Origin of the sequence: Mesorhizobium tianshanense, assembly GCF_007830515.1 — a bacterium.
Lineage (GTDB): Bacteria > Pseudomonadota > Alphaproteobacteria > Rhizobiales > Rhizobiaceae > Mesorhizobium > Mesorhizobium tianshanense.
On record NZ_VLKT01000021.1, the window covers coordinates 81,500 to 101,789 of the forward strand.

General features: G+C 63.4%; 19 protein-coding genes. 3 read left to right on the forward strand and 16 right to left on the reverse strand.

All coding sequences use genetic code 11. The features are described 5' to 3' along the window. Positions 1–173: 173 nt before the first annotated feature. Both IQ26_RS17795 and IQ26_RS17800 read left to right on the forward strand, forming a co-directional pair. Complete coding sequence (locus IQ26_RS17795; protein WP_145719582.1) at positions 174–1,175, forward strand: ornithine cyclodeaminase family protein; 1,002 nt, start codon at positions 174–176, stop codon at positions 1,173–1,175. After that, positions 1,172–2,653 (forward strand): HAL/PAL/TAL family ammonia-lyase, encoded by a 1,482-nt coding sequence (locus IQ26_RS17800; protein ID WP_145719584.1) that lies wholly within the window; start codon positions 1,172–1,174, stop codon positions 2,651–2,653. Before IQ26_RS17795 ends, IQ26_RS17800 begins: the two co-directional genes overlap by 4 nt. A 19-nt stretch (positions 2,654–2,672) precedes the next feature. Here the strand turns inward: IQ26_RS17800 and purU are convergent, their stop codons facing one another. The 15 genes from purU to IQ26_RS17875 form a co-directional block, all read right to left on the reverse strand. After that, positions 2,673–3,554 (reverse strand): formyltetrahydrofolate deformylase, encoded by an 882-nt coding sequence (gene purU, locus IQ26_RS17805; protein ID WP_145719585.1) that lies wholly within the window; start codon positions 3,552–3,554, stop codon positions 2,673–2,675. Further along, positions 3,551–4,351, reverse strand: a complete 801-nt coding sequence (locus IQ26_RS17810; protein WP_145719587.1) for a 3-methyl-2-oxobutanoate hydroxymethyltransferase — start codon at positions 4,349–4,351, stop codon at positions 3,551–3,553. Before IQ26_RS17810 ends, purU begins: the two co-directional genes overlap by 4 nt. A gap of 39 nt (positions 4,352–4,390) precedes the next feature. Continuing rightward, positions 4,391–4,705, reverse strand: coding sequence for a MocE family 2Fe-2S type ferredoxin (locus IQ26_RS17815; protein ID WP_145719589.1), 315 nt, complete (start codon positions 4,703–4,705; stop codon positions 4,391–4,393). A 51-nt stretch (positions 4,706–4,756) separates the two neighbouring features. Continuing rightward, entirely contained in the window at positions 4,757–5,848 is a 1,092-nt protein-coding gene (locus IQ26_RS17820) for a fatty acid desaturase family protein (RefSeq protein ID WP_145719591.1), read from the reverse strand. Between the two features lie 91 nt (positions 5,849–5,939). After that, the gene (locus IQ26_RS17825) at positions 5,940–7,121 is read right to left on the reverse strand and encodes an aldose 1-epimerase family protein (protein ID WP_145719593.1); all 1,182 of its coding nucleotides are present in this window, start codon (positions 7,119–7,121) and stop codon (positions 5,940–5,942) included. A gap of 16 nt (positions 7,122–7,137) precedes the next feature. Beyond that, positions 7,138–7,920 carry an ATP-binding cassette domain-containing protein gene (locus IQ26_RS17830; protein ID WP_145719595.1) on the reverse strand — a complete coding sequence of 261 codons (783 nt, stop codon included), beginning with the start codon at positions 7,918–7,920 and terminating at the stop codon, positions 7,138–7,140. A gap of 2 nt (positions 7,921–7,922) precedes the next feature. Next, positions 7,923–8,927 (reverse strand): ABC transporter permease, encoded by a 1,005-nt coding sequence (locus tag IQ26_RS17835; RefSeq protein ID WP_145719664.1) that lies wholly within the window; start codon positions 8,925–8,927, stop codon positions 7,923–7,925. A gap of 60 nt (positions 8,928–8,987) precedes the next feature. Then, the gene (locus IQ26_RS17840) at positions 8,988–9,929 is read right to left on the reverse strand and encodes a sugar ABC transporter substrate-binding protein (RefSeq protein WP_145719597.1); all 942 of its coding nucleotides are present in this window, start codon (positions 9,927–9,929) and stop codon (positions 8,988–8,990) included. Positions 9,930–9,959: 30 nt separating this feature from the next. Continuing rightward, positions 9,960–10,874, reverse strand: a complete 915-nt coding sequence (locus tag IQ26_RS17845; RefSeq protein ID WP_145719599.1) for a sugar phosphate isomerase/epimerase family protein — start codon at positions 10,872–10,874, stop codon at positions 9,960–9,962. A gap of 26 nt (positions 10,875–10,900) precedes the next feature. Continuing rightward, on the reverse strand, positions 10,901–11,998 hold the full coding sequence (locus IQ26_RS17850; protein WP_145719668.1) for a Gfo/Idh/MocA family protein: 1,098 nt from the start codon (positions 11,996–11,998) through the stop codon (positions 10,901–10,903). Positions 11,999–12,033: 35 nt separating this feature from the next. Beyond that, the gene (locus IQ26_RS17855) at positions 12,034–13,116 is read right to left on the reverse strand and encodes an ABC transporter ATP-binding protein (RefSeq protein WP_145719601.1); all 1,083 of its coding nucleotides are present in this window, start codon (positions 13,114–13,116) and stop codon (positions 12,034–12,036) included. Between the two features lie 4 nt (positions 13,117–13,120). Then, positions 13,121–14,212, reverse strand: coding sequence for an ABC transporter ATP-binding protein (locus tag IQ26_RS17860; RefSeq protein WP_145719603.1), 1,092 nt, complete (start codon positions 14,210–14,212; stop codon positions 13,121–13,123). Beyond that, the gene (locus IQ26_RS17865; RefSeq protein WP_145719605.1) at positions 14,209–15,168 is read right to left on the reverse strand and encodes a carbohydrate ABC transporter permease; all 960 of its coding nucleotides are present in this window, start codon (positions 15,166–15,168) and stop codon (positions 14,209–14,211) included. Before IQ26_RS17865 ends, IQ26_RS17860 begins: the two co-directional genes overlap by 4 nt. Further along, positions 15,165–16,025, reverse strand: coding sequence for a carbohydrate ABC transporter permease (locus IQ26_RS17870; protein ID WP_145719606.1), 861 nt, complete (start codon positions 16,023–16,025; stop codon positions 15,165–15,167). The genes IQ26_RS17865 and IQ26_RS17870 overlap by 4 nt, the downstream gene beginning before the upstream one ends. 81 nt (positions 16,026–16,106) lie before the next feature. Then, positions 16,107–17,720 carry an extracellular solute-binding protein gene (locus tag IQ26_RS17875; RefSeq protein WP_145719608.1) on the reverse strand — a complete coding sequence of 538 codons (1,614 nt, stop codon included), beginning with the start codon at positions 17,718–17,720 and terminating at the stop codon, positions 16,107–16,109. Between the two features lie 356 nt (positions 17,721–18,076). On the opposite strand from IQ26_RS17875, the gene IQ26_RS17880 reads away from it, so the two are divergent. Then, positions 18,077–19,108 (forward strand): LacI family DNA-binding transcriptional regulator, encoded by a 1,032-nt coding sequence (locus IQ26_RS17880; protein WP_145719610.1) that lies wholly within the window; start codon positions 18,077–18,079, stop codon positions 19,106–19,108. A 53-nt stretch (positions 19,109–19,161) separates the two neighbouring features. On the opposite strand, the gene IQ26_RS17885 is transcribed toward IQ26_RS17880, so the two are convergent. Then, a complete protein-coding gene (locus IQ26_RS17885; protein WP_240547166.1) occupies positions 19,162–20,142 on the reverse strand; it encodes a heme/hemin ABC transporter substrate-binding protein in 981 nt (326 codons plus the stop codon). Positions 20,143–20,290 lie beyond the last annotated feature (148 nt).

Genomic DNA, 20,290 nt, shown 5'->3' on the forward strand with positions numbered 1-20,290 from the left:
AAATCGATGACGCAGCGGTTTGAACAGCATTTGGGCGGCGCCGTCCAGACATGGACCAACAAACTTTCGTGTCGTATCGCGACCTGTTATGCGATGACTGAACCTCGCCATCGAACCAGCCTTTGACACTTCGCGATTTCGTTTCGCCTCTTCTGACTAGGAACTGTGTGCGCATGAAGCCCATTTACATCGATTATCTCAACGCCCTCGACATCGAAGCACTTGATATGACCGATGCGGAAATCATCGAAGCGGTCGAGGCCGGGCTGGTGGCGCAGGGCAACGGCCAGACGGTGATCGAGCCCCGCGTCCATCTCGAGCCCGACCCGTCCTTCAACGGCCATTTCAATGTCCTGCGCGGCTACGTCGCGCCGCTCGATGCGGCCGGCGTCAAGATCGTCGGCGACTATGTCGACAATTACCTGCACGGCCTGCCGTCGGAATTCGGCATCCTCAACCTGTTCGATCCACGCACCGGCACGCCACGCGCCATCCTCGACGCCACCGTCATCACCGACATGCGCACCGGTGCTGTCACCGCCGTCGGCGCGAAACATCTGGCGAAAAAGACGTCGAAGATCCTCGGCCATATCGGCGCGCGCGGCACCGCCTACTGGAACGTGCGCCTGCTCGATCATCTCTTCGACTTTGACGAGATCCGCGTGCATTCGCGCCGGCCAGAAAGCCGCGACGGCTTTGCTGCAAAACTTACCGCCGATCTCGGCAAGCCGGTCACGGCGGTCGCCCACTGGCGCTCCTGCGTCGAGGGCGCCGACATCGTCGTCGAGGCCTCGCGGCTGCCGGAACCGCAGCCGCTGCTGAAGACCGAATGGATCAAGCCCGGCGCGCTGGTGATGCCCTATGGCACGATGAGCGCGGTGGAGCTGTCGCTGACCGACATCATGGCCAAGATCGTCGTCGACGACTGGGGCCAGTGCAAGGGCGGCAAATTCGGCTCGCTGCGCGCCCATGTCGAGACCGGACGGCTGAGCGAACAGACGCTGCACGCCGAACTTGGCCAGATCGCCGCCGGGCTCAAGGCTGGGCGCCAGAGCGACGACGAGACGATCCTGTTCTGGCATCGCGGCCTGTCGCTCTCCGACATAGCGCTGGGCAAGGCGATGCTGGCCAAGGCGCAAGCGCAAGGCATCGGCCAGCGGCTGCGCTTCGCATGAGTGCGCTCATCCTCACCGGGGCCGACATCCGCGTCGAGGATGTCGCGGCGGTTGCCCGCGACGGCCGCAAGGTGGAGGTGGCCCCCACGGTCATGGAGAGGCTGGACCGAGCACGAAAAGTGCTCGACCGGGCCGCCGCCTCCGGTCAGTCGATCTATGGGCTCAACACCGGCCTCGGCGCCAATCTCGGCACGTCGGTCAGCGGCGACGCCAGCGCGTTCCAGCGCCAGTTGCTGGAGGGACGCAGCGGCGCGGTGGGTGACGCGCTGCCGCAAGACATCGTGCGGGCGACGATGCTTGCCCGCGCGGCGATGTTTTCGGCCGGCGGTTCGGGCATTTCATCAGGGGTTTTCGTCGCACTCATTGAAGCGCTCAATGCCGGCGTGCATCCGGTGATGCCATCGCTGGGCTCGATCGGCGACAGCGACCTCGTACTGATGGCAACGTTCGGCCGCATGCTGACCGGCGACGGCGAAGCCAACTTTCAGGGCCGGCGCATGCCGGCGGCCAAGGCGCTGGCGATGGCGCGCCTCGCCCCTGTCAGCCTCGCGCCCAAGGACGGGCTGTCGCTGATAAACGCCTCGGCGGTGTCCGCCGGCGGCGGCGCACTGGCGGTGGCCGACGCACTGTCGGCCTTCGCACAACAACAGCACGCGGGCGCGCTGACTATGGAAGCCATCGGCGCCAACCAGACGATCCTCGATCCTCGCTTGCATGCGGCGCGGCCGGCCGCCGGCCAGAAGCAGGCCGCGCAAGGCTTGCGCGATCTTCTGACGCGCGAAGAGACGGCGGCGCCGACGACCTTGCAGGACCCACTGTCGATCCGCTGCATGCCGTCGATCCATGGCGCGCTGCTACAGGCAATCGATCAGGCTAGGCAAGCTGTCGAGATCGAGCTCAACGCCGCCGCCGACAACCCACTGGTGCTGGGCGACGACGACATGGTGCTGTCGACCGGCAATTTCCACACCGCGTCACTGTCGCTGGCTTTCGAGACGCTTGGCCTGGCCATCGCTCAATGTGCGGCCGCCTCCACCGCCCGCTTTATCCAGCTCACCGGCTCGGGCCGCAACGGCCTGCCCAAATATCTTTCGCCGGTCGGCTGCGCCTCGGCTGGCTTCGTGCCGCTGCAAAAGACTGTGACCGCTATCCTCGCCGCCATCCGCCACAAGGCCAATCCGGTGATGCTCGACTTCCTGCCGGTCTCGGAGGGCGTCGAGGACCACGCGACGCAAACACCTCTGGCCGTTTCGAAATGCGCCGACATGATCGTGCTGTGGCAGCGGCTGATCGCCTTCGAGCTAATGGCTGCCGCACAAGCCATAGACCTGCGCAACGGGATGACGCTGGCGCCGGCGACCGCCGCGATTCATGCAGCGGTGCGCGCGCTTGTTCTGCCGCTCAACGAGGACCGGCCGCTCGGCATCGACGCCGAGGCGATTTACGCCGCGCTCGCCAGTGGGGAGTGGCGGGCCTAGAGAGCCGAACGACCGCTCGTCAAAAGACGATTGTCTTGTGACCGTTGAGCATGACGCGGGCTTCAAGATGCAGCTTGACGGCCCGTGCCAGCACACGGCTTTCGATGTCGCGACCGACGGCCACGAAATCCTCCGCGCTCATCGCATGGGTGACGCGCTCTGTTTCCTGTTCGATGATCGGGCCTTCGTCGATATCCGATGTCACGTAATGCGCTGTCGCGCCGATCAGCTTGACGCCGCGGTCGAAGGCCTGGTGATAGGGTTTTGCGCCCTTGAAGCTCGGCAGAAAGGAATGGTGGATGTTGATCGCCCGCCCGTAAAGCCGGTCTGACAGGCCCCGCGAAAAGACCTGCATGTAACGCGCCAGGACAACGAGCTCCGACCCCGTCCCCTGCACGAGATCCAGCAGCTTCTGCTCCTGTTCGGCCTTGTTTTCCCTGGTCGTCGGCCAATGATGGTAGGGGACATCCTCCATCTCGGCGAAGCGCCGGGCGTCTTCATGATTGGAGACGACGGCGGCGACCTCAGCATTCAGCCAGCCGACCCTGATCTGGTAAAGCAGATGGAGAAGCGCATGGTCGAACTTCGAGACCATGACGACGATCTTCGGGCGGCGCGACTGATCGACCAGCGCGGTTTTCATCCCGAACCGATCGACCGACGATTTCAGGGCTCGCTCCAGATCGTCCTTCGTCGAGCCTGCCGGGCTTGTGAAGGCGATCCGCATGAAGAAGCGATTGCTCTGCCGGTCCCAGAACTGGCTGCTTTCGGCAATGTTGGCGCCGTTCGCGGCAAGCTCCGTGGTGACCGCGGCAACGACCCCCGGCCGGTCTTCGCACGATAGATTGAGAATATGAACCGGCCTCACATCGCCAGTTGCAGCATTGCCGTCAGGTTTCACGCGCCATCGACCCTTTTCATGAACAGACCGAGTTGGTCCGGGTCCATATGCACCACATGCTTGTCTTCGGGATAGGCCAGGCTGTTCACATCGGCGACATACTCGGAAAAAGCAGCCACGCGTTCCGCCTGCAGGCGGTCATATTCAGCGGCGAAATTGCGATAGACCTTGGAATGGCGGGGCATATGGCCGCGGTTCTGACCAAGGATGTCGTCGGCGAACAGATATTGCGCGTCGCAGCCGGTACCCGCTCCCATCGACAGCATGATCAGCGAGGTCCGTTCCGAAATCGCCTTGGCCGCCTCGACCGGCACCACTTCGATCTCGGCTCCGACAGCACCTGCGGCCTGGTACTGCTTGACCGCCTCGAAAATCTGCATGGCGCTGTCGGCGGTCTTGCCGACGGCCTTGAAGCCGCCGGTCCAGGTGGCGCGCGACGGGATCAGGCCGACATGGCCGATCACCGGGATATTGTCATCGGCCAGTCGCTTGACGGTGGCGAAGCCGGCGCTGCAGTAGACCGCGTCGGCGCTGGCCTTGTAGAGCCGGAACGCCCAGCGCACGAAGTCGTCGGCGGTGCCGATCTCGTAGAAATTGTCGCCCGGCATGGTGAACAGGCTGGGCGCCGCATCGCGGTATTGCGGGTTCAGCACCAGCTCCGGCGGCACCGAGACGATGTCGACCCCGGCTCTTTCGGCGGCCTCGGCCTCGTCCATCGTCAAAACGCGCAGCATGGTCAGCTGCCGTTTGCCCTTCATGGCGCGCAGATCTGCGATCGTGGGTCTTTTCCGGCTCATCGATTTTGATTCCTTTTGTTGCGTGCTGCGGCTGGCCGATCAGGCGATCTGGATCATCACCTTGCCCGCTTCGACCTTGACCGGATAGGTCTGCAAATTAACGCAGATCGGAGCGCCCTTGGCCTGGCCGGTCTTGTAGTTGAAGCGGCCATTGTGCTTGGGGCATTCGATGATGTCGTCCATCACCAGCCCGTCAGCCAGATGGGCCTTCTCATGGGTGCAAAACCCGTCGGTGGCGAAGAATTCGTCGTCCGGGGAACGGTAGATCGCGAAGGTGCGGCCGCCATGATCGAAGCGGATCACGTCCTCTTCCTCGACATCGTCCACGGCGCACGCCTCAACCCAATCGGCCATCTCTGTCTCCTGAAATCTGGTCCGCGCAACCGGCAGGCCGCAGGCGAAAACCTATTCCGCCGCCGCCGCCGAGACGTTCACGTCATGGAACTCGCCACGGTAGGGCTGCGCCGTCGACGGCAGCTCGCGCTTGAGGAAGTAGTCCTCATATCTAAGCTGCTTGAGCAGGACCGGCCAGACCTCGCGATAGGCATGCCACATCGACGGGTTCGGCTCCGGCAAATCATGCTTAATCAGCTCATGCAGCCTGGGCAGCGCATGGTAGGGCACCATCGGGAACATGTGGTGCTCGACGTGGTAGTTCATGTTCCAGTAGATGAACCGGCTGATCGGATTCATGTAGACGGTCCGGCTGTTGAGCCGATGGTCGATCACATTGTCGGCCAGGCCGATATGCTGCAGCAGGCCGGTCAGCACCATGTGCCAGGTGCCATAGAGGCGCGGCAGGCCGATCAGCACCAGCGGCAGCCACGACCACATGTAAAGAGCGACCGCGATGGTCGTGACGTAGATGCCGACATGCCAGCGCGCGGCGGTGACGACCTTCGGCAGCTCCATCTCCGGAATATAACTCCTCTCATCAGGCGAGATGTTGCCAAACGCGTTGCGCACCAGCGTCGGCAGCGAATAGCGGAAATCAAGAATACCGGTGAAGGCAAGCATTGCGCGCACAAGGTCTGGCGGGCGCATCACCGCGATCTCGGCGTCGCGTCCGACGATGATCGTATCGGTGTGATGGCGGGCATGGCTCCAGCGCCACGTCACCGGATTGCGCATCAGCATGAAGCTGGCGATCTGGTAGACCACATCGTTCATCCAGCGCGTCCGGAAGGCCGTGCCATGGCCGCATTCGTGCCAGCGCGAGTCGCTGGCGGAGGCGTAGAGCACGCCATAGACGAAGAAGAACGGCACGCACCACCAGGTGCCCCAGAAATAGATACCGCCTGCAGCGGAACCCAGGATGGCCGCGATCCAGATGATCGTATCGCGGATCGCCGGACCGTCGGAACGCTGCATCAACTCCTTCATCGCCTTGCGGGAAACGTCCGTGTGGTACCATTCGGCCGACGCCAGCCCCGTCTCGATCGCCCTGCGCATGCTTTCGCCGACCAGGCTGTAGTCGCGTTTCATTGTGCCAGCCATTGTGACCTCCAAATCCCAATGGGCCGCGAGCCCTCTCCGCTCCGGCCGGATCCAACCTTGAAACTGGCGCTTTCCATCGTCCCCGCCATCATCACGACCTGCCTCCGAGAACCGGAAAATTGCCTGACGGCTGCGGATAATCCTGCTGCGGCTGCCTGGCGATCGCCGCGATCCGGCTTTCAGCGGCCGCGATATCGCCGGCGCCATCGAGAACCCGGAACACCGCATTATAGGAGCGGCTTTCGCCATGCTCCAGCCAGATCATCTCGCCGCGTTCGCGCGCGGCCAGATTGCCGAGCACGTGATGCGTCGACGGCTCTATGCCCAGCGCATACTGTCCCGCCTGGAAATTCTGCCACTCATAGGCACAAGGCAGCTGGTCCTTGCGCGTGATGACCTCAAGGCCGAGGCCAAGACGGTCGTTGACCACCGCTACCGGCACATCGCCCTTGGCGTCGGCGCCGAGTTCGTGCTGCCAGACCTGTTCCTTGAAACCCAGTTGCGGCGCCGGCACCGTGCGGTAGCCGACCTTCTGCGCCTCGTAGCGGTCGCCGGCATGCCCGGCCCAGACCACATCCCGGATCGGCGCCAGATAGCGCGAGCCTTCGTCGACCACGGGGTGGCTGACATTGATGTGGTAGAAATACATATGCGGCGTCCGGTTGAAGCCGTGATTGACGACGCGGTCCGAAAGCCGGATCTCGTTGCCGCCGACATCGGCCTCGATCCGCCGCAACAGATGCAGATCCTCGCCGAACACCGTCGATTGCTGGACGATCGCCTCGGCCCAAAGCACGCAGCGGTCGCCGTCCCATGTCTCGCCATAGCCGGTCAATCGCGCCGGGATGGTGCCGACGCGGCCGTGCAGCGAGTGGCGCACCGTCTTCTTCGGCGGATAGTTATAGCTGTCGGCCGGCACTTCATTCATGAACAGGATGTGGTCGAGACCGCAGGTCAGCAGCAGGCCTGAAAACGACCGCGCCCAAGCCAGCCCCTCCTCGCCTTCGTACTCGTGCAGGCCGGGATGGCGAAAGCCGCTCGGCGAATGCCAGCCGATCGACTGCCCCTTGAAGTCGCAGTCGGCAATATCGAGCGCCCGGTCGACGAGCGCGGTGAAGCGCAGGCCGGAGCCGGTGCGGAATTCGAGCATGCGGATGCCGCGCTCCACGCCGTCGCCAAGCGTCATCAGCCGCACGCCGGCGAATTGCGACAGCATGCCGGACCGCTCCGACACCTGCCGGCGCGACAGCGCCTTGCCGTAAAGCTCTACCATGTGACGGCCAGTTCCTTCACTTTGCTCTCGTCTCCTTGAGCAGGGCTGACATGTCAGCACCGGTGATGATGCTCTCCACGGTCAACAGGTCGGTATCGGCGACCGTCTGCTCGGCGACGATCTCGCCGCGGCGCATGACGATGATGCGGTCGGCGACCTGGAAGACGTGGTGGATGTTGTGGGTGATCAAAAGCACGGAATGACCGGCCGCTCGGACCTCCTTGACGAAGCGCAGCACGCCGTGTGTCTCCTCGACGCCGAGATTGTTGGTCGGCTCGTCGAGGATGATGACCTTGGCGGCGAACTGCATGGCGCGCGAAATCGCGATCGACTGGCGCTCACCGCCCGACAGCGTGCTGACCAGCGCATCGGCGTCGAGTTTTTTCGAGATGCCGACGCGCTTCAAAAGCGCCGAAGCGGCATCCCGCAATTTGGCGAGATCGAGCGGCGCGAACACGCCCAGCCATTTCAGATTGACCGGTTCGCGACCAAGAAACAGGTTGCGCGCGATGCTGAGATCCGGCGCCAGCGATGTGTCCTGGTGGATGGTTTCGATACCGAGATCCATCGCGTCGCGCGTCGAGCGAATGGAGACCTTCTGTCCCCGCACATAGATGTCGCCGCGGTCGACGGGAAACACGCCCGAGATCGCCTTGATCAGTGTGGATTTGCCCGCACCATTGTCGCCGAGCAAGGCCACCACCTCACCTTCGCCAAGCGTGAAGGAGGCGTTCTTCAGCGCACGCACGCTGCCGAAGGACTTTTGCAGATTTTGCAGCCTGAGCACTTCCTGCACCATCTTCAACCTCTTGCGGCGTTCTTCTGCAGCAAGGCGTGCAGGATGAGCATGGCGAGGATGATGACGCCGACGAAGATATTGTAGGCGAGCCCCGGCACGCCGATCAGCACGATGCCGTTGCGGATGCTGCGCAGCATCAGCGCACCGACGATCGTTCCCAGGATCGTGCCGCGTCCGCCGGTCAGAGCCGTGCCGCCGACCACCACCATCGCGATCACCTCGAGCTCATAGCCGGTGCCGGCCACCGGCGAGGCAGCCGAGATGCGAAAGGCGCTGATCATGCCGGCCAGCCCCGCCAGCACCGAGGTCAGGATGAACAGGCAGATCTTGACCGCATCGGCCGGCACGCCACGCGCCACCGCCGCGTTGCGATTGGAGCCGATGGCACTGATCCAGTTGCCGAGCTTGGCGTAGCGCAGAATGTAGATGGCCAGCAGCGACAGGCCGACGAACCACCACAGCGAGGTGTAGAAGCGGAACGAGCCGATGTTGAAACTGCCGGCGAGCAGCGTCACGAAGAAGCCGGGCTGGTCCCAGGATTTCAGCGGAAAGCCTTGAGTGATGTAGAGCGCGGCACCCCGCACGACGAGCAGCATCGACAGCGTGACCAGGAAGGAAGAAATGCCGATCTTGGTGACGATGACGCCGTTGATGGCCCCGATCGCCACGCACAGTATGAGCCCGGCGAGCAATGCGACGCCAATGCTGGCCTCGCCATTCTGCACCAGGAGCATGACCACAACCGGCGCCAAGCCGAAAACGGCACCGACCGACAGGTCGAATTCGCCTGCCGTGAGAAGCAGCGTCATGCCGAGCGCGATGATGCCGAGCTCGGGCAGGAACGCCATCATGTTGGAGATGTTGAGCGGCGACAGGAAATTGGCGTCGGCGATGGCGAACACCGCCAGCAGCACGATGAGGATGATGAGCGAGGAGAATTGCGGCGAGCGGACCAGGCTCGACCCGCGTTTCCCGACAGGCATTTCCTCTTCTGCGGCGATTGTCATGACGGATGGACCATATCTGGGCGTGACGCCCGCCGCCTGCACGGCGGGCGTCAGTTTCAATCACTTGTTGTAGAGTTTCAGGATCGGTTCGACGCTTGTCGCGTCGTAGAGGCTGAACGTGTGGATGTCGTAGCCGATCGGTTCGCCCGAGGCGGCGAGCCCGAGCAGCGCGACCGGCATGAAGCCTTGCGCCGAAGGGAACTGCCAGGCGGCCGCGTTGACGAAGCCGGCCTTGACGGCTTCCGCGGTTTCCCTGGAGTTGCCCCAGCCGACGACCGGGATTTTGCCAGCCGGCACGCCGGCGCCGTCGAATACCCGCTTGACGCTGGCCGCGACGGAATCGCCGAGCGCGATGATTGCCGGCGGATTGTTGGCGACCATGTAGTCGGTCATCTTGGCGATGATGCCGGCCGGATCGGTGCCGCAATCGACCACGTCGTATTTGATGCCGAGCGGATCGAAGACGCTGGCGATGCCTTCGGTCTCGAGCTGCTGGTAGCTGGCGCCCGGCACTTCCACCGGCAGGAACACCTTGTCGCCCTCCTTCACCATCTTGTTGTCGACGAGGTACTTGGCCCAGACGGCGCCGGCCTCCTTGAGGTCGGCGCCGACATAGGCCTGTCGGCCGGTCGCCGGATCGTCGGTGTTGAAGAACACGATCGGAATGCCTGCAGCCTTCGCCGCCTTTACCTCTTCCGTCCACAGCCCGGGCTGAGCCGAGGTGGTGCCGATGCCGTCGGGCTTGGCGGCAAGCGCCGAGTTGAAGGCTTCCTTCTGCGCCGCCATGTCGCCGCCGCTGAAGGAGATCTTGCAGGTCACCTTGAGCTGGTCGCAAGCCTTGGTGGCGCCGGCATTCCAGTCGAGCCAGAATGCATCCGACGGGCCGCCATGCGACAGCAGATAGAACGTCTTCTGGTTGTCCTGCGCCAGCGCCGGCGTACTGATTGCGAGGCCGGCGAGCACCGTCGCGGCTGCCGCCACTTTCAATCCGAATTTCAACATTTCACTTCCTCCATTGTAGTGCGCGGCCTGTTAGAGGCCGTTGGCGCGGAACTTGCCGTCGAGGAATTTCTTGGCGCGCGGCACGTCATCCTCCGAGAGATGCTCGATGATGACCGGGATGTTCGGGTGCTTTTCGGCAAGCCGCTGCAGATAGAGGTCGTAGTTCAGCGAACCGAGGCCGGGCGCCGGCAGCTCGATCTCGCCGACGCCACGGAAAGTGTGGCTCTCCAGCGCGTCCTCGTCGCCGATGTCGGCGTGCTTCTCCGACTTGTCGCCGCCCGAGCGCTTGACGTCCTTGGCGTGGGCTATTCTGATCTTGTCGGTCAGCGTGTCGAACACCTGGTTCAGGATCTGGTCCATCCTGTCGATGTTGTGCGTCTCGAAATAGTTGGTCGGATCCATCAACAGGCCGAGGCCGGGATGGTCGACCTGCGCGAACATCTTCACTGTCTCCTCGACCGAGCCGACGACATTGTTGACATAGGTTTCGAGCAGGAAGACCGCGCCGTGGTCGTAGGCCGTCTGGGCAAGGTCGGCGATGACCTTGCGGCATTCCTCGAACCCTTCCTCGGTCTTGTTCTTGGGATGGTGCACCCAATCGGACTCGGTGTTGTAGGTGCCGGTTTCCGAGATCACGTAAGGCGAGCCGAAATCGCGGGCACTGCGGATGATCTCCTTGAGATAGCCGACGCGCTTCTCGCGCTCCGCCTTGTCCGGATGGATGATGTTGGTGTAGCCCGACACGCAGCACACCGGCAGATTGTGGTCGCGGAAGGTGTCGCGAACAGTTCTGGCCTTTTCCTTGGTGATCTGCCCGGCCGACAGGTCGACATCCCTAAAATGCAGGTCGAGCTGCACCGTGTTGAAATCGAGCGCGCGGATCTTCTGCGCGGTTTCCTTGAGGCTGTACGGGAAATAGCCCGTGAAAATACCTGCCTGCATCATGATGTGAGATCCTCCCTGTAAGTGATTCAGTTGACTGGGTTTGTCGAAATTTCGGAGAGCTTGACAGTGCGGCCCTCGTCGATCGAGCGATAGCCAGCTTCGATCAGCGCCATGGTCTTGACGTTGTCGGCGACGGAAAGCGCGGGCGGCTCGCCCGACTTCACCGCGTGCTGTAGCTGCTCCATCACGCCGATGAAGGCATGCGGGAACCACATCGTGTCCCAGCTGGGCGTCACCCATTCACCGCCGGTGGTCTCGGTCGAGGCATAGGTCAGCGTCGAGGCAGAACCCGTCGGCCAGCCGATCGTGCCCTTGGCGACACCCTTCGTGCCGTCGACGCGCCAGTGGATGTGCTGGTCGTCCTTGTAGCCGTGCTGGCGCGGGCCGGACCAGACATCCTCCAGCGACACGGCAAGCACGCCTGACGGGAACCGCATCGTCGACACGGTGATGCCGTCGGAATGGTCGAACCGGGTGCGCGGATCCTTGCGGGTCAACGTCGTGATCTCGTCCGGATCGCCGAACAGGAAACGCAGCACGTCGAGATGGTGGACGCTCATATTGGCGAGCGTCAGCCGGTCGTAGTCCTTGAGAAAGCTCTGCCAATGTGGGATCGCATGCATGTCGATCTGCGCGAAGACGATGTCGCCAAGCGCGCCGCTGTCCATGATCTGCTTCAGCACGCGCATCGACTGGTCGTAGCGCATGTTCTGGTTGACCGAGAGGATCTTGCCGGCCTTGGCAGCCTCGTCGCGCAGTTCGATCGCATCCTTGAGCGACAGCGCCAGCGGCTTTTGCGCCAGGATCGCCTTGATGTGCTTCTGCTTCAGCGCATGGCGGATCAGCGCCGGCTGCTGGTCCGGCGGAAAGGCAAGATCGATGATCTCGACATTTTCGTCCTCGATGAGCTGTTCCGGCGTGTCGTGGACGGTCGGGATTTCCCAGCGCCTGGCGACCTTCTCGGCGCTGGCCTTGGTGCGCGAGGCGATCGCCACCACCGGAAAGCCGGCTTCCTTATAGGCGGCAAGATGGCATTCGGCCATGATCATGCCAGCGCCGACACAGCCGATCTTGTATTCTCTGGTGCGAACCGTCACGTCCGGCTCGAAACCCTTGCTCACCATGTCTTCCTCCCGAAGCTCGTCTCTTGCAGCTGCTGTCATCGTGCCAGCGCTCCCCCGCTTTGCCCGAAATAATGCACACGGCTGGGATCGCAGGATATGGCCACCATCGCCTCCGGCCTGATGTCCGGCTGGCCGCGCAGCAGCGCCCTGAGGCGCGCCTGCCCGGCGGCGAGCGTCACCACGGTGTAGCCGCCGAGCGGTTCGACCTCGAACACGCGCGCCGGGCGGCCCACGCCCCCATCGGATCTTGCGGCTCCCTCATCAAGCCAGGGTCGCACCTTGATGTCTTCCGGCCTGAGCCCGATCTCTACGGCATCGGCTGGAGCCGCCTTGTCCGCGATACGGATCGTCCCTTCGGCCGCCTCGACAACGCCCTCGCCGCGCACCGACTTCAAAATATTCATCATCGGTGACCCCAGCAGCCGCGCCACATAGGTGCTCGCCGGCCGGTCATAGATCTCGGTCGGCGCGCCGATCTGCCTGATCTTGCCGTTCTCCAGTATGGCGATGCGGTCGGCGACCGACATCGCCTCTTCCTGGTCGTGCGTGACATAGATCAGCGTCTTGCCGAGCTCGCGCTGGATACGCTTGAGCTCGACGCGCGTCTCCTCGCGCAACCGGGCATCGAGCGCCGAGATCGGGTCGTCCATCAGATAGGCGGCGGGATCGCGCACCAGCGCGCGGGCGATCGCCACGCGTTGCCGCTCGCCGCCTGAAAGCTGTGCCGGCGGCTTGTGCAGGATATGGCCGATATGCAGCTTGGACGCGACATCGGCGACGCGCTTTTCGATCTCGGCCTCGGCAACCCTGCGTTCGACCAGGGGAAAGCGGACATTGTCGCGCGCACTCATATGCGGAAACAGCGCCAGGTTCTGGAACACCATGGCGACGTTGCGCTCGGCCGGCGACACCGTATTCACCGGCCTGCCGCCGATCAGGATCTCGCCGGTGTCAGGCGTTTCCAGCCCGAGCACCAGGCGCAATATCGTCGACTTGCCCGATAGCGGCGGTCCGAAGAAGCAGAAGAATTCGTTGTCGTTGACCGTGAACGAGGCATCGTCGACGGCGAGCGTGTTGCCGTAACGTTTCGTCACATTGCTGAAGACGATGTTGGCCATGATCTCAACCCGCTCTCAAGGCAAGGCCGGTGGCGGCGTCGAAGACGCGCACCGACGGTGCGCCGGGCGCGACGACCGCTGTCTGCCCGATCGCCAGCCCGACATCATTGTCGAACACCGCCTTCACCGCGCTCTCGCCCTGGCCGAGATGGACGATCGTGCGCGCACCGATGCGCTCGACGAACGTCACCGGCAAGGAAAGACCCTGGCCGCGCTTGACCAGCGCCACCTGTTCCGGGCGGAAGCCGTAGAGCACGTCGCCGCGCGCGCCCCGCACCGCGTCGGCGATTACGGCCGGAAGCGGCGGCGTGGCACCGATCGGCCCGAGGTCGATGACCAGGCCACGGTCGCTTTCCGCCGGCCGGCCCTTGAGCAGGTTCATGCCTGGCGCACCGATGAAGCGAGCGACGAAGACATTGGCCGGATTGTTGTAGACCTCGAGCGGCGTGCCGACCTGCTGCAGCACGCCGTGGTCCATCACCGCGATGCGATCGGCCATGGTCATCGCTTCGAGCTGGTCGTGGGTGACATAGACCATGGTCTGCCGGAACTGCCGCTGCAGCTGCTTCAGTTCGGTCCGCATCACCGCCCGAAAAGCGGCGTCGACATTGGACAGCGGCTCGTCCAGAAGGAAGATCGCCGGCTCCATGATCGCCGAACGGCCGATCGCCACCCGCTGCAATATGTTGACCGACAGCCTGTCGGCCTTGCGGTCGAGCAGCGGCGTCAGTTGCAGCATCTCGGCAATGGTGCCGACGCGGCGGTCGATCTCGGCCCTTGGTGCGCCACGCATCTTCGGGCCATAGGCGAGGTTCTGCCGCACGCTCATATGCGTGAAGATCGCATAGTTCTGGAAGACGAAGCCAACGCCGCGCCGGCCCATCGGCACACCGGCCATGTCGCGCTCGCCAAACAGGATCTTGCCGCTGGTCGGTTCCTCCATGCCGGCGATCATGTTCATCGTCGTCGACTTGCCGCAGCCCGATGGCCCTAGCAGCGCCATGAACTCGCCATCGGCGATGGCGAGATCCATCGTCTTCAGCGCGGTAAAGTCGCCGAACCTCTTGACCAGATTCTGCAGATGGATCGCGCTCATGCCGGCACCTCCCGTGCCCGGGCCATGCGCTTCATGGCAAAGACCGCGGCGATCGACAGCACGATCAATATGGCCAGCGCGATCGCCGCCACATAGCCCCAGATCAGGTCCTGCGTGGTGAGCTTGTAGATGTAGACGGAGATGGTCTCGGTGGCGACGCCGGGACCGCCGCCGGTCATGATGTAGAGCGTGTCGAATATCTTGAAGTTCTCGATCACTCTGATCGCCAGTGCGATGATAATGATCGTCTTCATCTTCGGCAGCACGATGGTGACGAAGCGCTGCCAGGGATTGGCGCCGAGCAGCGTCGCCGCCTTGATCTGGTCCTCGGGCACCCCGACCAGGCCGGCGAGCAGGATGAGGAACATCAGCGGCGTCCACTGCCAGATGTCGGCCACCATCACGGCGATAAGCGCCAGCGTCGGGTCCGACAGCCAGGCGATGGTGACGGGAAAGCCCGATATCGACGACAGGATGTCGTTGACCGGTCCGCCCGACTGGAACAGCATGAAGAACATGTAGCCGGCCACCGCTGGCACCACCATCATCGGCATCAGCAGGATCGAGTAGAAGATCCGCTTGCCTGGAAATTCGTCGGCAAACAGCGTGGCGAGCGCCAAGCCCAGCAGGAATTCCGCTGGCACGCAGACGATCATGACGATCGCCGTGCGCTTCAGCGCGCTCCAGAAGCGCGCGTCGGTGGCAAGGTCGGTGTAGTTGGCGAAATTGTTCCACAGCGACCAGGCGCTCCACCAGCCGAGGCCCGACAGCGGCGACCAGTCGGTGAGGCTGATGTAGAGCTGCATCAAGAGCGGGAAGACGGCGATGAACAGCACCAGGATCTGCGCCGGCAGCGTCAGCCGGAAGCCGAGCTTTGCGCCTTCGTCCCGAAGGGCCGGCTTTGCCTGGACGGTTTTCATCACGTCCTCCGAAATCGTCGCAGTCACCGCGCTCATTGCTTGAGCGCCCCGAAGGTCAACCCGCGCACCAGATGGCGCTGGATGGCGATGCCCATGATGACCGGCGGCACCGCGGCGATGAGGCCAAGTGCTGCCTTGGCGCCGTAGAGCTGACCGGTCATCGAGGACGACAGCGACGCCATGTAGACGGGCACCGTCACCCATTCGCGCGTCGTCAGAAGCAGCGCGATCAGATAGTCCGACCAGTTGAGGATGAAGACGAAGAGCGCGGCGCTGGCCAGCGGCGCGCGCATCATCGGCAGCGTGATGCGGGTGAAGACGCGCAGCCGCGAGCAGCCCTCGACCAGCGCCGCCTCCTCGATCTCGCGCGGCATGTCGTCGAAGAAGGTCTTCATCAGCCAGAAAGCGAAAGGCAGCGTGACGATGCCATAGATCAGCGACAGTCCCCACCAGCTGTCGGTGAAATTGAGGAAGGCCCACATGATCATCACCGGGGTCATCACCGCCATCGGCGGAAACAGGCGAAGCTGGATCAGCGCCAGCGGCAGGTTCTGGCCCGAACCGAAGCGCGACAGCCCATAGGCCGCCGCGGTGCCCGCCGACATCGCGATCGCCGTTCCGAACACCGCCGACAGCAGCGACGAGGCGATCGGCTTCAGGGCGGTGCGGTCGAGCGCGACGATCAGATTGTTGGTCGATTCACCGAAGACAAAGCGGAAATTGCTGAGCGTCGGCTCCTTCGGCCACCAGGTCAGATCGGCGCCGGTCGCCGACCATTCGGCGATTGGCTTGAAGGCCATCGACACCATCCACAGGATCGGCACCAGCGTCACCGCCATGGCCGCAAGGATCGCCGCGTAGCGGAATATTTCGAAGGGAACGGAACGCTTCATCTTGCAGCTTTGCTGGAGTCATCGTTTGCGGAGGGGAAGAACAATCTCTCCTCCCCTCCATTCGGATCCTGGGAGGAAGGATCAGCTGATAGGATCGAGAACGGTGGGCCATGCCTCCTTGTTGGTCTTGATGGCTTCGAGAAGCTTGTCCTCGCCGGTGCGCCGCGCGATCTTCTTCCATTCCGCCTCGGTGTCGGCCATCGCCTGCTCGGCGGTCTTGGCCTTGGTAAGTGCTGCGACAAGGTTCTCGTCCAGCGCATTGTGGAAGGCGGTGGCGCCGGGATAGTTGATGGTCGGCACGGTGCGGGCGACCGTCTCGCGCACCACATCCATGTGATAGGCGTGATAGGTCTGACGGACCAGCGTGTCGGAGAAATCCGACAGCCGGAACGGATCGAAATAGCCGCCTGGATTGGCCGTCATCCAGGCATAGATGCGGCTCGATCCCAGCCACTGCAGGAAGAGATAGCAGGCCTCCGGGTTTTTGGCCTGCGAGGAGACCGAAGCCGACAAATTGAGCCACAGCACCGAGCGGCTGATCAGCTTGCCGTCGATCTCGCGGCCGGGCGGCAGCATCGAGCCGATCTTGCCAGTGACCTGCGAGTCCTTGTTGCCGGCATTGTCGAGGAATTTCGGCAGGTTGGAGAAGGCGCAGGTCATGGCGGCGCCGCCCTTGGCAAAATTGCCATACTGCTCCGGCCAACCCCAGGAGATCGCATCGGGCGAATGATGGACCAGGGATGCGATGTACTCGTTGGTCGCAGCTACGCCTTGCTCGGAATTGATCAGCGGCTTGCCGGTATCGTCGAACAGGAACTGATTGGGCGAAGCCATTGAGACATAACGCTGGTACCAGTTCGTGTAGCCCCAGCCCTGGTTGCGCAGATCGGTCGACCCGAACAGGCCCTTGTCCGGGCGCTGGAAGAAGGCCGCGATCTCATCGTGCTGTTTCCAGGTCTTGGGCGGCGCCAACTCGTAGCCGTGCTTGTCGGAGAAGGCTTTCTTCTCGGCCGCGTCGCCGAACAGATCGGTGCGGTAGACCCAGGTCTGGAAATCGCCGTCCAGCGACACGCCATAGGTCGAGCCGCGATACTGGTTGAGCAGCGAGACGCCCTTGGCGCCGTTGACATAGCCGCGTTCGGGATCGTCCCATTCCGGCTTGTACTGGGCGACGAAGTCGTCGAGCTTCAGGATACCGCCGGTTTCGGCGAGGTCGCCGAGGCGGTTCCATTCGACCGCGTAGATGTCATAGGCTCCACCCTTGGTGGAGATGTCCTGCATCGTCTTGGTGAATTCCTGGCCGTTCGGCACGCCGACGATTTCGAGCGGAATCCCGGTTTCCTTCTCCCACAGATCCTTGATCGAAGGCGCGCCGGCGGGAAATGGCTGCGTCAACTGGCCGATCGAACCGTCGGACAGGCCGAGCACGATCTTGACCGGCGCCTTGCCGGCGCCCTTCATCGCTTTGGCCGCCTCGATGGCGCGGCCTTCCGGCGTGTCGGGGCCGTACTGGTAGCGCTCCGAGCCGTCGAAGCCCGTCGGGCCGCCGATCATGCCGGGCGCCAGCGCATCGGCCGCATAGGCGCGGCTGGGGCGAATGAATTTCGGCGCGATACCTGCGGCGGCGACAAGCACTGCGGCCTTTCCACCGGACGCCAGCAGACGGCGCCGCGACATGCGGATCAAATTTGACATTGGAAGTCCTCCCTCGGGGCCTTGTTCCTCCACGGCCCCTCATGATGGATATTGACGGCAGGATAAGAAGCCTGTCAACATCATAAATAATCAAAACACGTCACAACATCGCAAATGAGGGAGAGAATGCTGTCCACCAAGGTTGTCGCATCGCGCCCATTGCTTGAATTTGAGGGAACTCGATACCGATCCCGCTCTTTTCCATGCTGTCCGGCGATTTGGTTTAGCCCGGCGGCTTGCGCATCGGCCAAGGCCGGTTACATCATTTCCCATCAGAATCGCTGCTGGCGACGAGCCGTTCTCCGGCTTCGAAGGAAATCTGCGCGATATTGATGCTTGCAATGAGGTAGTCGACTGTGCGGTCCACCCTGACAGACATAGCCCGCGAAGCTGGCGTTTCCGCCGCCACGGTTGACCGTGTGCTGAACAACCGTCCGGGCGTGCGGGCGCGCACGCGCGAGATCGTGCTCGAGATGGCGCAGCGGCTTGGCTATATTGCTGAGAACTCGAACAGCCCGATCCAGCGCCCCACCTTGCCCGGCGCTGTCATACGGCTCGACTTCGCGCTGCCCGCCGGCACCAATTCCTTCATCAAGATGCTGCACAGACACATCGAAGTGCAGGCGCAGTCGCGACCCGATCTCGATGTCCGCGTCGCCACGATCGAAGGCTTCAATCCGGACCGGCTAGCCCGGCTGCTGCACGATCTGCACGGCCAGACGCAAGGCGTCGGCGTCATCGCGCTCGACCATCCGACGGTTCGCGAGGCGATCCGCTCGCTATCGGCCAGCGGCGTCAAGGTCGTCACCATCGCCTCCGACATCCTGCATGTGCCCAGGGTCGCCTATATCGGCATCGACAACCGCGCCGCCGGCCGGCTCGCCGGCTATCTGCTCAATCGCTTCATGGGCGCCGGGCATCCGGGCAAGGTCGCGCTGTTCGCCGGCTCGCTCTCCTATCGCGGCCATGAGGAACGCGAGATGGGCTTCCGCCACATCCTGACGGAGGAATCGCCCAATCTGCAGATCGTCGAGATGCGCGAGATGCTCGACGATCGGGAAAAGGCCTATTCAGAGGCCTCCGCCCTGCTGGACCGGCACCCGGACCTGGCGGCAATCTACAATGTCGGCGCCGGCAACACCGGCATCGCCCGCGCGCTCAAGGAGCGAGGGCGCGCGCTGTCGACGGTGTTCCTTGGCCATGAGGTGACGGAAGGCACCAAGGACCTTTTGCTCGACGGCACGCTCGACGCCGTCATCGACCAGAATCCGCGCGTCGAGGCGCGCGAAGCGCTCAACGCGTTGAGCCACGCGGTCAGGGGCTTGCCTTACGAGTTGCACCAGCCGAGGCTGCAGGTGATTTTCAGGGAGAGCATCCCGGAGATCTGAACGGAGCTCTGGGACAGGAGGGCCGCGCCGACCAGCACCGGGTGTGGCCTAACCTAGTCCGCGCCCGCCACCTCCGGATAAAGTGCCTCCGCCAGGTCGCGGATCGCATCGGCGGTGCGCGGGCCGAAGCCGATCATGTAGGCGCCGTCCAATACGATCAGCGCCTTCTTTTCCCCCGCTGGCGTGGCGCTCAGCGCACGCGTGCCGAACACCTGCTCGGTATCAGGCCCGCCCTTGCCGTCGTTCATCATCAGGATGACATCGGGCGCCATTTCGATCAGCTTTTCCTCTGACGCTGCCTTGTAGCCCTGCACCACGGCCATGGGATTGATGCCGCCGGCATAGCGGATGATCGCGTCGGCCGCGGTGCCCGCGCCGGCAGCACTCAGCCGCACCAGGCCATGGAAGAACACCACCTTCTTGCGGTGCTCCGGCGCAATTTTCGCGGCGAGATCCGCGGCTGACTGGAAGGCATCGAGCACATCCGTTGAAAGCTCCCTGCCCTTGTCCTCGAGGTGAAGGGCGGCGGCGATCAGGGTAATCTTGCGCTCGATGCCGTGCGGGCTGTTGTCTTCCGGAATGAAGACGACCGGGATCGCCAGCGATTTGAGCACCTCGATAGCCTCCGGCGGCCCGCTGTCCTGCGCAGCCAGGATCAGATCGGGGCGGAGCGCGACCAACCCTTCCACCGAGAGCTGGCGCCGGTAGCCGACATCAGGCTTTTGCGCGACGGAGGCGGGATACTTGCTGCCGCGATCGACGGCGATGATCCGCTCCCCGGCGCCAAGCGCATGCACGATCTCGGTGACATCGGAACCAAGTGTCAGGATTCTCGTCGCCGGTCCCGGCGCGACGGTGCGCCCCAGCGCATCCACCACCGTCTCGGCGGCCAGCGCCTTGAAGCCGCAGGAAGGCGCCAGGACGGACAACGCCAGAAACAGCGCCATCGCGATCTTGCCCGGTTGAAACCAGTGCATCCACCCGCCCTCACTGCCGACCATGCCGTTCACCCCCGTCCAGGATGCCTTCGCCATTGGTGTGGCCTATAAATTTAAAGTTGACTTATGTCATCATGTTTTAATATGTGACCCATGCCCCGACCGATCGGTCGAGGGATTTCCATCATGCCAGCCAAGGCCGTTCAGCCACCGCCAGCGTTTGCTTTGCCTGGGGGCTGGGATC